The sequence below is a fragment of the Rhodopirellula bahusiensis genome (genome assembly GCF_002727185.1).
In the GTDB taxonomy this organism is placed as follows: domain Bacteria; phylum Planctomycetota; class Planctomycetia; order Pirellulales; family Pirellulaceae; genus Rhodopirellula; species Rhodopirellula bahusiensis.
The window spans coordinates 360,155-373,376 of record NZ_NIZW01000001.1 but is presented as its reverse complement, the minus strand read 5'-3'; the positions used below and the strand labels follow the sequence as shown (position 1 = coordinate 373,376).

Below are 13,222 nucleotides of genomic sequence, written 5' to 3'. Positions count from 1 at the left end.
ATAGAATTTAAGAAAACGGTCGCGCGAGCCAAACCTCGATTGAATACTGAAAGCCGGATGAACCATGCCTTACCGAATCAAGCGAAAAGAATCTGTTCAAGCCGCGACACGGCGAATCGCGACGGAACAAATCGACAAGGCACTTCGTGAAATCGACGAAGCGGCCAAAGATCGGAACCACGCCATTCATCAGGTTCGGAAGAGATGCAAAAAACTTCGTGGTCTGTTGCGACTGGTTCGGCCCGCCCTCGGGAAGACTTATCAAAAGGAAAACAAAGCCATTCGAGACGCGGCGAGGAGGATCTCGGACCTCCGTGACGCCCAAACGACCGTCGACAGTCACGACCGACTGATGACTCGGTTTGACAAGAAGATTGACCGAAACGCGTTCGCATCCACTCGTCTTCGATTGGCGGGAAATGTCCAGAAAATCCCCAACCAAAAAATTGATCGTGAACTCGCCAAAGTGCGATCAGAGCTTTCAGATGCAAGGCGTCGCGTCGGGAAATGGAAGTTGGATGAGAAGGAGTACGACGCGGTGCGGAAAGGAATGATCAAGACGCGAAAACGCGCGGAGAAGATGTTGCAGGAGGTTATGCGGGACCCGACAACAGAATCGTTGCACGAATTTCGGAAACGTGTGAAGTACCACGGGTACCATCTGCGTTTGCTTCGCAACGTCTGGTCTGATGCGCTGCACCCCATGGAGCGGTGGTCCAGTGACCTTGGTGAACTTCTGGGTGATGATCACGACCTGGCGGTGTATCGACAAAGCGTGCTTGATCGATCAAAGAAAGAAGGCAAGGTGTCGAAGAAGCATCAGCGTGTGCTTGGCAAACTGGTCGATCATCGACGGGAAACCTTGCAGAGCTCTTCGCTGACGCTGGGACGCAAGTTTTTCGCGGAATCGACAGATTCGTTCAGCGATCGGATTGGTGCCTATTGGTCGTTGTGGCGAGAGGATTCCAACTCAAATTCGCGTTGACTCGACCAACGAACGTTCGTTCACGGATGTGTCGGGAGAACGGCCGCGGACTTGGTTCGAAAGTTGCTTAATATCGGTTTGTCTGAATTGCCCAACCGATTTCAATTGCTTTCAAAGGATTGGAGATGAGTACCGATCACAACGCCCCCATTGAACAGATCATCCATCAGATCGATGAAGTCGCCGAGAACAACGAACAGGTGAAATTCGGCCAGGTCATGGACGCTGTTGGACGAAAGTCGTTCGCGTCGTTGCTGCTGATCGTGGGCGCGATCATGGTGTTGCCCGGCCCCGCTGATATCCCGGGCGTCCCCGTATTGCTGGGGACAATGGTGGTCATCTTGTGCGGCCAAATGCTGGCTGATGCCGACCACGTTTGGATCCCTGGTTGGATGGAACGATGGGAGATCGGTCAAAGCAAAGTCCAAAAAATGTTGGATTGGTTGCGCAAGCCTGCGTCCTGGATCGACAGCATGACCGCCCAGCGATGGACTTGGATGATGAATCACGCCACGATCAGCACGCTGGCGGTGGCCGCGATTTTGGTGGCGATGAGCACGCCGGTTTTGGAATTCATTCCATTCAGCGCCAACCTGGCCGGAGGAGCCATTTTCGCATTCGCTTTGTCGATCCTGGCTCGCGATGGTTTGCTGGCGGGAGTCGCTGTCTGCATCGCGCTGGCCACGTTTGGCTTGGTGGGATACCAGTTGCTTGGGTGAGTCACCTTTGCTGGCCTAGCACGCCGTGGTGTCTGGACGCTCGCCACGCTGATTCACTCTTCCTCCGGCCGGAACCACCTTCGCAGAAAAAGTTTGCTTTCTTTTCGCCGCTGATGTCGATCGTCGACAAACGAAATCGACTATTTAAGAGTCACCGCCAAATCCAATGGTTTTGGAAGGCGAACCATTCGACGCACGTGAACATTTTTCTAGTGAAGCAAACATCCCGATGGAGGAACATCAATGCGAGTCATGGTGATGGTGAAGGCGTCCGAGAGTTCAGAAGCGGGGAAGATGCCCGACGAAAAACTGCTGACCGACATGGGGAACTTCAACGAAAAGCTGGTCGAAGCCGGGATCATGAAAGCCGGTGAAGGATTGAAGCCGAGCTCCCAGGGAATTCGCGTCCACTTTCAAGGAAGCGACCGAACGGTAACGGACGGACCATTCGCGGAAACGAAAGAACTGATCGCTGGCTATTGGATCTGGGAAGTCAGTTCGATGAGCGAAGCGATCGATTGGGTGCGGCGTTGTCCGAATCCGATGATGGAAGATTCTGACATTGAGATTCGTCCGATCTTTGAGATGGCAGATTTCGGCGACGAGATGACGCCGGAGTTGCGAGAGCAGGAAGCTGCCATTGAGCGAAAAACGCAGAATGACGCGGAAGCCGAAGTACGACGAATGGTTCATCAATGGACCAAGGCGTTGGAAGCTCGTGACTACGACGGTTTGGTCGCGAATTACACCGAGGATTCAGTGCTGTACGGGGGTATTCCACCGTACAAGACCGTTGGACCACAGAACATTCGCAAGCTTTGGGAAGGTTGCTTGCCGCACTTTCCTGAATTCAAATCGGTTCATCAAAATCTGACGTTCGAGGTCGGCGACGATGTCGCCTTCGTTCATGGTTTGCATCAATTCCAAACCTCCCCGACGGATCATCCCGCCGGGCAATCGTGGATGAGAGTGACAATTTGTTTTCGGAAAATGCACGGGCAGTGGAGGGTGTTGCACGAACACGTGTCGTTGCCCTTTAATCCGATGACCAATGAGGCGTGGAAGATCAAAGATCCCGCTGTTTTGGACGAGCCCTCGTATGGTGCAGATGCCTGCACTTGAGAACCGACGATCGTGACGCACCGAGTCCGCGTTGCGATGGTTTGAATGGTTGTTTTTGTTTGCCCCACCTCCTTCAACATTGAGTCTGTTTATGTTTGCCAAACCACAATCCGAGCACCAATGGATCGAGCAAATCCTCGGCGAATGGGAATTCGACCACGACTGCAAAATGCCGGATGGTTCCAGCACGACCACGCACGGCAAAATGTCCTGCCGATCGCTGGGAGGCATGTGGGTGATCTGCGAGAGCGGCGGTGAATCTGCGGAAGGCGAACCTTGGTCGTCGATCATGACGCTGGGGTTTGACACAGCGGACGGTCACTACGTCGGGGCCTTTGTAGGATCCATGATGTCGAACATTTGGCCGTACGAAGGCTGCTTGGACGAGTCCGGCAAAAAGTTGCTGCTGAGCTCGCGTGGTCCCGCTTTCGATGGGGCAGGAAAAGCGAACTATCGAGACACGATTCACATCCTCGATAAAGACACGTGGATGATGACCAGCGAACTGCAAGACGAAAACGGTCAGTGGGTTGAGTTCATGAGTGGCAAGCACACACGTTGCTAGCGGGTTGTTGACTTGACGCACACACATTCAAGCGAAGTGAGAATGACATGAAATACATGTTGATGATTTTCGGGGCGGAGGAAGATTGGACGGAGGACGAGCGTGAACGCTGCATGCTGGATTCGATGGCGATCTGCGATGAGTTGGCGGTGGAGGGTAAATGGCTGGATTCTTCGCCACTTCATTCCGTCACGACCGCTACCAGTGTTCGTGTGCGAGAAGGCAAGTGCGAAGTGACGGACGGTCCGTTCGTAGAGACGACCGAGCAGTTGGGCGGGTACTACATCATCGATGTGCCCACGCGAGACGAAGCGGTTGCGATCGCGAGTCGGTTGCCACCAGCAAAGAAGGGAACCGTTGAGATTCGTCCCTTGCTGCCAGTTCCCATGCCGATGCCATCGTTGAGCGAGGATTTGATTTCGCTGCGAACGAAGGAGAGCAATGCCGGGAAAGACTACATCGTTCTGCTTTACGCTGGCGAAGGAGCCTGGCCACCGGAAGAACATTCGGCCGCGTTGGAGGAATCCATTCGTCTGTGCCATGAACTGCACGAACAAGGCAGCTATCGAGCTGCGGCGCCGTTGCAGTCGCCGACGACCGCGACATGCGTGCGGGTGCGCGGTGGCAGTCAGGAGATTGTCGACGGTCCGTTTCCGGAAACCAAGGAACAACTCGGCGGCTACTTCTTGATCCACGTCGCGGATCTGGATCAAGCGATCGCGGTCGCGTCGAAGATCCCGGGGGCCAGACGAGGCACGGCGGAGATTCGGCCATTGTTTCCGCTGCCGGTGCCACATCGGTCAGGTTGAGTTCGGCTCGTTGCGACAGTTCAAGCGTGCGTGGTGGGACAAGTGATCGAAGGCGGTTATGAGAGTTGTGTGTGGGAACCGGGGTCTATCGCCCAATGGCACTTGCTTTAGAATCAATCGAGGGGATTTTGTTAGCGAAACGGCGCAAGTCGTCTGGTAAATCGTGGGTGTTTTCCGGCGTGTCACCGGACGGCTCGCGCCGTTCCGCTACAAAGTAGATCGCATTCGGCTGTCGCCCAGCGCCTGATGTAGGCGTTGATTCTTCGATGCGTGATCAACTGCCGAGGGCGTCTTTTAGGATTGCCAGCTTCTGACTCAGGAATCTTTGTTCCGGGGCGTTCATTGCTAGCGAGAGTGCTTGTTCGAACGCTTGGATGGCATCTTCCTGCTTGCCCATCCGCCGCAACAATTCGCCCCGTGCGGAGTGGGCCAAGTAGTGATCGCGAAGATGGCCGGCATCAAGAATTGCTTCGATTTGCTTTATGCCTTCCGCTGGCGTGTCTCGCATTGCAATGGCGACGGCGCGATTGAGTTCGACGACCGGCGAGGGCTGGATTCGCAGCAACACGTCGTACAGCGCAACGATCTGTGACCAGTCGGTCTCACTGGCTCGTTCGGCTTCGGCATGCACGGCCGAAATTGCTGCCTGAATCGTGTAGGTTCCAATCCGTCGAGTACGGAGCGAACTCTGCAACAACTGACTGCCTTCTTCGATCAAGTTCCGGTCCCACAAAGAACGATCTTGATCCTCCAGCAAAACGATGTCGCCGTCTTCATTCACTCGTGCATTGCGACGTGACTCGTGCAACAACATCAACGCGAGCAAACCTGCGACTTCGGGATCAGGCAGGAGTTCCAACAACAGCCGAGCCAATCGGATGGCTTCCGCTGACAGATCGGTTCGCAGCAGCGTGTCGCCGCTCGTCGCCGAATAGCCTTCGTTGAAAACCAGATAGATGACGGACAGCACGGCGTCCAAACGCGAAGGGAGTTCGGACAGATTGGGAATCGAGAACGGAATTCCTGCGTCGCGAATTTTGGCTTTGCCTCGGACAATCCGTTGAGCCAACGTGGATGGTGCCAGCAGGAACGCTCGAGCAATTTCCTCGGTGGTCATCCCACAAACTTCTCGCAAGGTCAGCGGAACTTGGACCTTTTGGTCGATCGCAGGGTGGCAGCACGTGAAGATGAGTCTCAGCCGATCGTCCTGAATGTCTTGCTCGGCGACCGAATGGTTGGCGGATTCAATTTGGTCGATTCGCCGAACCAGTTCCGGTTGCAAATCATCGAAGCGTCGTCGGCGGCGAATGCGATCGACTGCTTTGAAACGCCCCGTTGATATCAACCAAGCCGCTGGGTTGTCCGGAATGCCATCGTGGGACCACTTCTCCATCGCGGCGGCGAAGGCATCGTGCATGGCTTCTTCCGCCAAGTCAAAATCGCCCAAAACCCGAACCAGCGTCGCGAAAACTTTTCTCGACTCGGTTCGGTAGATTCGATCGATTTGGTTGGAGACTGCTTGGGCGGAGCTCATCGGCGGCGGGACTTGCCATCCTTCCGGTGTCACGGGGCAAAGCGATGAACATAGTCCAAACGCGTGTTTCAACGCGAGATCGTCGGCCGGCTTGACACCTCATCGCAGCCGAATGTCTCCGAGAAAATCTGACTACGGATTGGTCTCAACCGGTTCGCGATCGATGCTGGCGTCGATGTTTCCTGCCGCACGGTCGATTGCGTTGGCGGCACCGTCGGCAGCATCTTTGGTTGTCTCGACGAGGGACGATGTGTCTTGCTTCATTTTGTCCGTGTCGACACGAACCGATGGATCACCATCGTCCGATGTGAACCGCAACCAACCAACGACAGCCATCAGCAGAACGATTGCGACAACAAAAATGAGGGCACGCATGGGATTTCTCTTGGTGAGGTAGAATGGCTGGCCGCCGAGGCTTTCTCGGTGGCCGATTTTGATTCAGTTTGGAATGCGACGTGGTGATGGACCGCCACGCTCGAGGTTCGATACCGATGCAAGTGGCATACCAGCATCCGAATCCGCAGATGCGATCGATTCCGTTCCGAGGAAGTGACGCGGTTGCAAAGACGTGGCACGAGAATTGCCAACTCCAATCCGGCTTGAGAGAATTGGCTCCGGTTGAGTCGTGCGATGTTTGATTCGCTGCACCGGACAGTTGCTCAGCGTTTGATCGTCATTAGAGGACGTGAGATGGGACAGACTGCGTTGTTGGACGGAATGGAAGAAAAGGCGGCTGAACAGTCGCAAGTCGCCAAGTCAGGAATGGGGGCCATCGTTCACGACGACGGAGTTGCCTTCCGAGTTTGGGCACCCAACGCGGATCGCGTGAGCGTGGTCGGCACGTTTAACGATTGGCAATCAGAAACCACTCCGCTGAAGCGAGAAGAGCACGGGACTTGGTACGTCGACGTTGCCAATGCGAAAGCGGGTGACGAATACAAGTACAGAATCACCCGAGGCGACAACTCCTTTGATCGCATCGACCCGTACGCCCGCGAAGTCACCAACTCGATCGGCAACGCGGTCGTCTACGAGGACACATTCGATTGGAAGCATCCGACCTTTCACCGGCCGACTCAGAACGAGTTGGTGATCTACGAGATGCACATCGGAACGTTTCATCGAGACGATCCGGATCAACCGGGGACGTTCTCCGATGCGGTTGCGAAGTTCAAGCATCTCAAAGAGCTCGGAATCAACGCGATTCAGATCATGCCGGTCGCCGAGTTCGCTGGGGATCTTTCGTGGGGCTACAACCCAGCGCACATCTTTGCGGTCGAACAGGCTTATGGTGGTCCGGACGCGTTGAAAGCGTTTGTCGACGCAGCACATGAAGCTGGTTTCGCGGTGATTATCGACGTTGTCTACAACCACTTTGGCCCCAGCGATTTGGATTTGTGGCAGTTCGATGGTTGGAGTGAGAACGACAAGGGCGGCATCTATTTCTATCAAGACCACCGGTCCAACACGCCTTGGGGCGACACGCGACCTGACTACGGTCGCGGCGAAGTTCGCCAGTTCATCCACGACAACGCAATGACGTGGATGCGGGAATACCATGCTGATGGTTTGCGGTATGACATGACCGCCTACATTCGTACGGTCTCCGGTATCGGCAACGACGACATCGCGGAAGGCTGGGGATTGATGCAGTGGATCAATCGCGATTTGCGAGACGAGTTCCCGGGGTGCTACTTGATCGCGGAAGACTTGCAGACCAACAACTGGTTAACCAAGACGGAAGATCAAGGCGGTGCGGGTTTCACTACCCAGTGGGACGCGGCCTTCGTTCACCCGATCCGAGCGGCGGTGCAAGAGATCGACGATGCACATCGAGACATGTGGGCGGTGCGAGACGCGTTGTGTCATCGATACAACGGCGACGCTTTCCAACGAGTCGTGTACAGCGAATCGCATGACGAAGTTGCCAACGGCAAGTCTCGCGTTCCCAGCGAGATCGATGCGGAAGATCCTGAAAGCCGCTTTGCAAAAAAGCGAACGATCCTGGCAGCGGCTTTGGCGCTGACTGCACCGGGAGTTCCGATGTTGTTTCAAGGCCAAGAGATGTTGGAAGACGATTGGTTCGAGGACACGGATCCGCTCGAGTGGGAACGGACTCGCCGCCTTCGAGGAATCAAACGTCTGTTCCGTGATCTCATTCACTTGCGTTTGAACAAAGACGGTTTGTCAAAAGGGTTGACGGGCCAACACATCGTGATGCATCACGTCAATGAAAATGACAAGGTCGTCGCATTCGTGCGGCGTGCCGAGGATCCTCAAGACGACGTTTTGGTGCTGGCCAACTTTGCCAATCGATCTTGGGATCAATACGAAATCGGTTTTCCCGATTCAGGGGATTGGCAATTGAAGCTGAACACCGATTGGTCCGGCTACGATCAAGACTTCGACGATCACCCGGTTGAACATGTCGATGCGACGGACCAGCCGTACGATGGTTTGGCAGCGAGAGCCGAAGTGTCGTTCGGTGCTTACGCTGTGCTGGTGTACACGCGGAAGTGAGGCTTGGATAAGCGAGTCCCAAGGCCGATCACGAACCTCAATGAAGGACTTCGTTGAGGACGTGGCCATGGACATCTGTCAGGCGACGTTCAAAGCCGTTGTGATAGTAGGTGAGCCGCTCGTGGTTCAAACCCAACAGATGCAAAATCGTGGCGTGGAGGTCGTAAACGGTGCTGACATTCTCGACGGCTTTGTAACCGAATTCGTCGGTTGCTCCGTATGTGAAGGGGGCTTTGACGCCGGCTCCCATCATCCATGCGGTGAAGCCTTCCGGATTGTGGTCACGCCCGCTTGCTCCTTTCTGAAAAGTTGGCATGCGCCCGAACTCGGTCATCCATACGACCAAAGTGTCTTTCAACAGCCCACGCCGCTTCATGTCTCTCAGCAGAGCGGCGCAGGGTTGATCGAGCACCGGACCGTGCTTGCTGTATTGTTCGTGAAGCGATTTATGTCCGTCCCAATTGCTCACACCTTCGCCTCCGGTTTGATAGGCGCCGTTGAAAAGCTGCACAAAGCGGACACCGTTCTCAATCAGCCGCCGCGCAAGGATACAGTTCTTCGCGAATTGTGCCTTCAAAATATTCTGCGAATCGTCGGCACCGTATTCCCTCAGGATGCTCTTCGATTCGCTCGATAAGTCGGTGACTTCGGGAACACTCAACTGCATCCTCGCCGCGAGTTGATAGCTGGAAATCCTGGCTGCCAATTCGGTATCACCCGGAAATTGTTTGAGATGCCGTTGGTTCATCCGTTCTAGAAAACCACGAGTTGCTCGATCGGTTTCGGGACTGACACCCGCCGGGATGTCTAGGTTGTCCAGCGGTTTGAGGGCACTGAATTCGGTGCCTTGAAAGGCGGCCGGAAGAAAGCCCGGTCCCCAGTTGTTGACGCTTGACTGCGGAGTGCCACGCGGATCGGCGATCGCGACGTAGGCGGGTAGGTTTTCGTTTTCGGTTCCGAGGGCCCATGTCGCCCACGCTCCCATACTGGGGAAACCGTCGAGCGTTTGACCAGTCGACATGAAGTTTTCGCCGGGCCCGTGCGTGTTGGTTTTCCCGGTCAACGAATGGAGAAAGCACATGTCGTCGGCAAGTTCTCCGAGTTGAGGCACCAGCTCCGAGATCATCTTGCCCGACTGGCCACGTGGTTTGAACGCCCACGGACTCTTGGTCAGCATCCCTTGTTCGCCTTGAAACGTTACCAAGGACTCCGCACCCGGCATCGGCTGACCGTGGCGTTTGATCAGCTCCGGTTTGTAGTCAAAGGTATCGAGTTGACTGCAAGCGCCAGCGCAAAAGATCACCAACACGTTTTTCGCAGCGGCAGGATGGTGCGGAGGTCGGCTGGCAAACGGTTTCGCCGGATCGATGTTGGGGCGAATTGGTGTTGAATCAGCGAGCAATCGTTGCTGATTAAGCAAGCTCGCCAGAGCGATGCTGCCCAGCCCAGACGTCGCTTGAGTGAGAAAGTGTCTGCGGTTTAGGAATGGAGTCATGATTTACTCTCTTCGCGTTGCTCCCAATTACGGAATGAACACAAACTCATTTGCATTCAGCATCGCCCGGGTGAATTGTTGAATGCCTTCTTGCTCGATGAAACTGACGCTATCGGCTAGTTCTTCATCGGTTGGCTTTCGTTGAAAACACAACCGCCAAGCTCGCGTGATTTGCTGTGACAGTGTGTCTGATTCATTTTCCAAACGCTTCGCGAATAGGTCGGCTTGTTGCATGACAAATCGGCTGTTCAGAAGATTCAACGCTTGCAGTGGCGTGGTGGAGTGACTGCGTTTCGCCACGACCATGCTGGCGTCGGGACAATCAAAAGCACCGAACACCTGCTCGCGTTCTTGACGAACCTTGGTCATATAGATCATCCGTCGCCAATCTGCTGGGCCAAACGCCTGCTTTGCGTGATAGTGCCGCACGTTCTCCAGTTCCACTTCAAACGGGCTGAATCCTGGCCCACCGGCGGCCTCAAGATCAAGGACATCGGTGACGGCAAGAATGGAATCGCGAATGGCTTCCGCCTCCAATCGTCGCGGAGGGAAACGCCATAGCAACCGAGAGGTCGCATCGACTCGGATAGCATCTTCGTGGGGCCGATTGCTTTGTCGCCATGTGTCTGAATTCAGAATGAGCCGATGGATGTGTTTGAGAGACCAATCGTGGTCCATCAGTTCGCTGGCCAGCCAATCGAGTAGCTCGGGGTGACTGGTCGGTGATCCGTTGAGTCCAAAATCACTTGGCGTATCGACGAGTCCCGTGCCAAAGTGGAACTGCCACAAGCGGTTGACGATCACGCGAGCGGTCAGCGGGTTGTCCTTGCTGGCGATCCAGTTTGCCAATGCGAGACGACGGTCACGTTCGGGAGCATCGGTTGACAAATTCAGTGATGTGAAGACTTCGATCGCGTTGGGAGCAACTTGCTCACGCTTCGCGTCCGGCTCGCCGCGATAAAGACGATGAGTTGGCCCGGGCTGTACGAAGGTCCCCGCATAAGCGAGCGCTGACTTCTTGAGTTGTTGTTTTTCTTCGAGAGCCGCCTGCAAACGGTTTTGCCAATCTCGTCCTTGCTGTGCTTCCGCCGAGGGAAACTTCTCGAACTGATACTTTGGACTCGCTGACGTTTTGCCAGCAAACGTTTGTCGATCCGCCGATGAAGTAAGCAATTCCCAGTTGTCGGCTTCCATGGCGGAGTCGATGCGATATTCGATCGGCAATCGGTCGGTGTACTTTTCGCTGCGATCGCGACTCCACACGATGCGGTCGATGACGGTTGGTTCGGCGAGTTCAATTTGTACCCAACCGCCACTGGCTGATTCGACAATCCAGCTGTGGTCATTGCCGTGGCGAGCATCATTGATGTGCATCAATTTGTGTTTTGGATGCACGAAGTCGCCGGACGATATTGCCTTGGAACCGCTGCTCGCCAAAGCGACATTGAGTCCGTTGGAATAGATTTCCAGTTCATCCAAGCACCCTTCCCCGCCGGTAGTTTTCTGAATGGTGAAACGAATGAACCGGGCTTCTCGTTCTTCGAAATCCTCTTCGTTTCGCTTTGCGTTGACTGCCGGACGGGGCTTCGACTCGTCAATGACGATGAATTTCTTCAAACGTTTGGTTAGTTCTGAGATCTCCTCATCGAGCGATGCGATTCGTTTCGCGGTTTCTGGCGTAGGTGGCAGTGCGCGATCGCCATGCTGGACGCCAGCGAACACGGCTTGCATGGAGTAGTAATCACGCTGGCTGATCGGATCGAACTTGTGGTTGTGGCATCGTGCGCATCCAGTCGTCAGGCCCAAGAATGCGGTGCCGGTGGTGTTGATCATGTCGTCCAACTCGTTCATCCGCTGAGTCTGTCGCAGCTTCGGATCGGACCCTTTGACTTGATCGACCGGACCAGCAACCAAGAACCCGGTTGCAACATCCGCTCCCAGGGCATCGCCAGCGATCTGCTGCCTGACAAATTCGTCATAGGGCTTGTCGTCATTGAGCGACTCGATGACCCAATCGCGATACTGCCAGGCTGTCGGACGTTCACGGTTCATTTCATAGCCGTGAGTCTCGCCAAACCGCACCAGGTCCAACCAATACGTCGCCCATCGCTCGCCGTAATGCGGGCTGGCGAGCACACGCTCGACAAGGTTCTGCCAGGCGTCGTCACTTTCATCGGTCGCAAACGCTTCGACTTGCTCCGGTGTTGGCGGGATACCGAGCATGACGAGATACAATCGCCGAACCAAAACCCTTCGTTCCGCGGTCGGTGACAAGGTCAAACCGTTGGCCACCAGTTTGTCTCGAATGAAACGATCGATGGTACTTCCGTGCGAACGTTTCACAGGCTGAAACGACCAGTGTGATAGCTCGATGTCCGTCTTCTCAGGTCCGTAGCTTTCGGGAGTCTTGGCACCGCCGGCGATCCACGTTTTGATCGACTCGATTTCAGAATCTGAGAGCGAATCATCGGGCGGCATTTCCATACCGGATTCTTCGTGCTGAATGAGTTTCAGTAGAAAACTCTCGCCCGGTTTTCCCGGGACAACGGCGGGTTCGCCGGAGTTGCCACCGGAAATCAGAGCGGCTAGGCGGTCCAGGCGAAACTGGCTTTCCTGTTCATCCGGTCCATGGCAATCGATGCAATGAGCCTGAAAGATCGGTTCAATGTCTTTGATGTAGTCAACGGCTGTGGCTTCACAACCCAAGATGATTGTGAAGAGAAAGACAGAAAGAAGGACCCGAGAGAAAGATCGGCCTTGTCGATTGAGCGTCATAAGCCTGACATTCCATCATGGAGGAAGATCGTCTGGTCAGCCGATTGTGCATTTGCCGCTATGGAATATACACGTCGGCGAGCCCGGTGGTGGCGTGATGGCTCTTGAAGACTGACTTATGAAAGGTTTGGCTGCTCCGGATTTCTGTTGGATCTTTCTCGTGTGGACAAGTGTCAGACGGTGGCTATTGCTCTTTCGCGGGCGTGATTTTGCCGAACAAGTGACCGCCCTTTGCATCGTGCTGCCAAGTGCCGGCGTAGCGTCCGTCGTGAATCAGAACTCGCGAAGAGAACGTTCCCAGTCCGGGGATCCAAACCGAGTCCATCGTGATCACTGGTGTGCGGTCAGACCAAAGAATTTTGAGCTGCATTGGGAACTCGCCGTCGGTGTCACCGTATTTGATGCCGACTTTCAACGAGTACATGTCTGGCTCGGGAAGCTTTTCGCACGACTGAATCGTGTACGACTCGGGCTTCAGCGCGCGGTCTTCTTTTCCATCCACGGTGAAGTGACCGGTGAAGGTCGCGCCACTCAGATACTTCGCCAATCGAATTTCGCGGTCGGCAGCTTTGGATTCGGGTGGTGTGACTTCCGTTGCGACTTCAGCGGTTTCCGAAGACGTTTGCGTCTGAGCCGCGGACATGCTGCAGTTCAGCGACGCAAAACACACAAGTGACAAAGCGATGGATCGAATCATG

General features: G+C 55.0%; 11 protein-coding genes. 6 read left to right on the top strand and 5 right to left on the bottom strand.

Going from position 1 to position 13,222, the window contains the following annotated elements:
* Positions 1-64 precede the first annotated feature (64 nt).
* From CEE69_RS01500 to CEE69_RS01480, 5 genes are all read left to right on the top strand, one after another.
* The gene (locus CEE69_RS01500) at positions 65-985 is read left to right on the top strand and encodes a CHAD domain-containing protein (RefSeq protein ID WP_099258795.1); all 921 of its coding nucleotides are present in this window, start codon (positions 65-67) and stop codon (positions 983-985) included.
* A 125-nt stretch (positions 986-1,110) separates the two neighbouring features.
* On the top strand, positions 1,111-1,704 hold the full coding sequence (locus CEE69_RS01495; protein WP_099258793.1) for an exopolysaccharide biosynthesis protein: 594 nt from the start codon (positions 1,111-1,113) through the stop codon (positions 1,702-1,704).
* Positions 1,705-1,947: 243 nt separating this feature from the next.
* On the top strand, positions 1,948-2,826 hold the full coding sequence (locus tag CEE69_RS01490) for an SgcJ/EcaC family oxidoreductase (protein ID WP_099258791.1): 879 nt from the start codon (positions 1,948-1,950) through the stop codon (positions 2,824-2,826).
* 91 nt (positions 2,827-2,917) lie between these two features.
* Positions 2,918-3,391: a DUF1579 domain-containing protein gene (locus CEE69_RS01485; RefSeq protein ID WP_099259207.1), complete on the top strand. Its 474-nt coding sequence runs from the start codon at positions 2,918-2,920 to the stop codon at positions 3,389-3,391.
* 47 nt (positions 3,392-3,438) lie between these two features.
* Positions 3,439-4,200 carry a YciI family protein gene (locus tag CEE69_RS01480; protein ID WP_099258790.1) on the top strand — a complete coding sequence of 254 codons (762 nt, stop codon included), beginning with the start codon at positions 3,439-3,441 and terminating at the stop codon, positions 4,198-4,200.
* Positions 4,201-4,474: 274 nt separating this feature from the next.
* On the opposite strand, the gene CEE69_RS01475 is transcribed toward CEE69_RS01480, so the two are convergent.
* Positions 4,475-5,734: an RNA polymerase sigma factor gene (locus tag CEE69_RS01475; protein ID WP_099259206.1), complete on the bottom strand. Its 1,260-nt coding sequence runs from the start codon at positions 5,732-5,734 to the stop codon at positions 4,475-4,477.
* A gap of 132 nt (positions 5,735-5,866) precedes the next feature.
* Positions 5,867-6,109, bottom strand: coding sequence for a hypothetical protein (locus CEE69_RS01470; RefSeq protein WP_008658394.1), 243 nt, complete (start codon positions 6,107-6,109; stop codon positions 5,867-5,869).
* A 255-nt stretch (positions 6,110-6,364) separates the two neighbouring features.
* Between CEE69_RS01470 and CEE69_RS01460 the strand changes: the two genes are divergently transcribed.
* On the top strand, positions 6,365-8,254 hold the full coding sequence (locus CEE69_RS01460; RefSeq protein WP_099258788.1) for an alpha-amylase family glycosyl hydrolase: 1,890 nt from the start codon (positions 6,365-6,367) through the stop codon (positions 8,252-8,254).
* A 37-nt stretch (positions 8,255-8,291) separates the two neighbouring features.
* On the opposite strand, the gene CEE69_RS01455 is transcribed toward CEE69_RS01460, so the two are convergent.
* The 3 genes from CEE69_RS01455 to CEE69_RS01445 form a co-directional block, all read right to left on the bottom strand.
* Positions 8,292-9,749 carry a DUF1501 domain-containing protein gene (locus CEE69_RS01455; RefSeq protein ID WP_099258787.1) on the bottom strand — a complete coding sequence of 486 codons (1,458 nt, stop codon included), beginning with the start codon at positions 9,747-9,749 and terminating at the stop codon, positions 8,292-8,294.
* 27 nt (positions 9,750-9,776) lie between these two features.
* On the bottom strand, positions 9,777-12,524 hold the full coding sequence (locus CEE69_RS01450) for a PSD1 and planctomycete cytochrome C domain-containing protein (RefSeq protein WP_099258786.1): 2,748 nt from the start codon (positions 12,522-12,524) through the stop codon (positions 9,777-9,779).
* Between the two features lie 184 nt (positions 12,525-12,708).
* A complete protein-coding gene (locus CEE69_RS01445) occupies positions 12,709-13,221 on the bottom strand; it encodes a hypothetical protein (RefSeq protein ID WP_099258785.1) in 513 nt (170 codons plus the stop codon).
* Position 13,222 lies beyond the last annotated feature (1 nt).

Bases quoted from the DNA above. Each gene is read 5' to 3' on its own strand.
- CEE69_RS01500 (WP_099258795.1), top strand. From the start codon at position 65: ATGCCTTACCGAATCAAGCGAAAAGAATCTGTTCAAGCCGCGACACGG.
- CEE69_RS01495 (WP_099258793.1), top strand. From the start codon at position 1,111: ATGAGTACCGATCACAACGCCCCCATTGAACAGATCATCCATCAGATC.
- CEE69_RS01490 (WP_099258791.1), top strand. From the start codon at position 1,948: ATGCGAGTCATGGTGATGGTGAAGGCGTCCGAGAGTTCAGAAGCGGGG.
- CEE69_RS01485 (WP_099259207.1), top strand. From the start codon at position 2,918: ATGTTTGCCAAACCACAATCCGAGCACCAATGGATCGAGCAAATCCTC.
- CEE69_RS01480 (WP_099258790.1), top strand. From the start codon at position 3,439: ATGAAATACATGTTGATGATTTTCGGGGCGGAGGAAGATTGGACGGAG.
- CEE69_RS01475 (WP_099259206.1), bottom strand. From the start codon at position 5,734: ATGAGCTCCGCCCAAGCAGTCTCCAACCAAATCGATCGAATCTACCGA.
- CEE69_RS01470 (WP_008658394.1), bottom strand. From the start codon at position 6,109: ATGCGTGCCCTCATTTTTGTTGTCGCAATCGTTCTGCTGATGGCTGTC.
- CEE69_RS01460 (WP_099258788.1), top strand. From the start codon at position 6,365: ATGTTTGATTCGCTGCACCGGACAGTTGCTCAGCGTTTGATCGTCATT.
- CEE69_RS01455 (WP_099258787.1), bottom strand. From the start codon at position 9,749: ATGACTCCATTCCTAAACCGCAGACACTTTCTCACTCAAGCGACGTCT.
- CEE69_RS01450 (WP_099258786.1), bottom strand. From the start codon at position 12,524: ATGACGCTCAATCGACAAGGCCGATCTTTCTCTCGGGTCCTTCTTTCT.
- CEE69_RS01445 (WP_099258785.1), bottom strand. From the start codon at position 13,221: ATGATTCGATCCATCGCTTTGTCACTTGTGTGTTTTGCGTCGCTGAAC.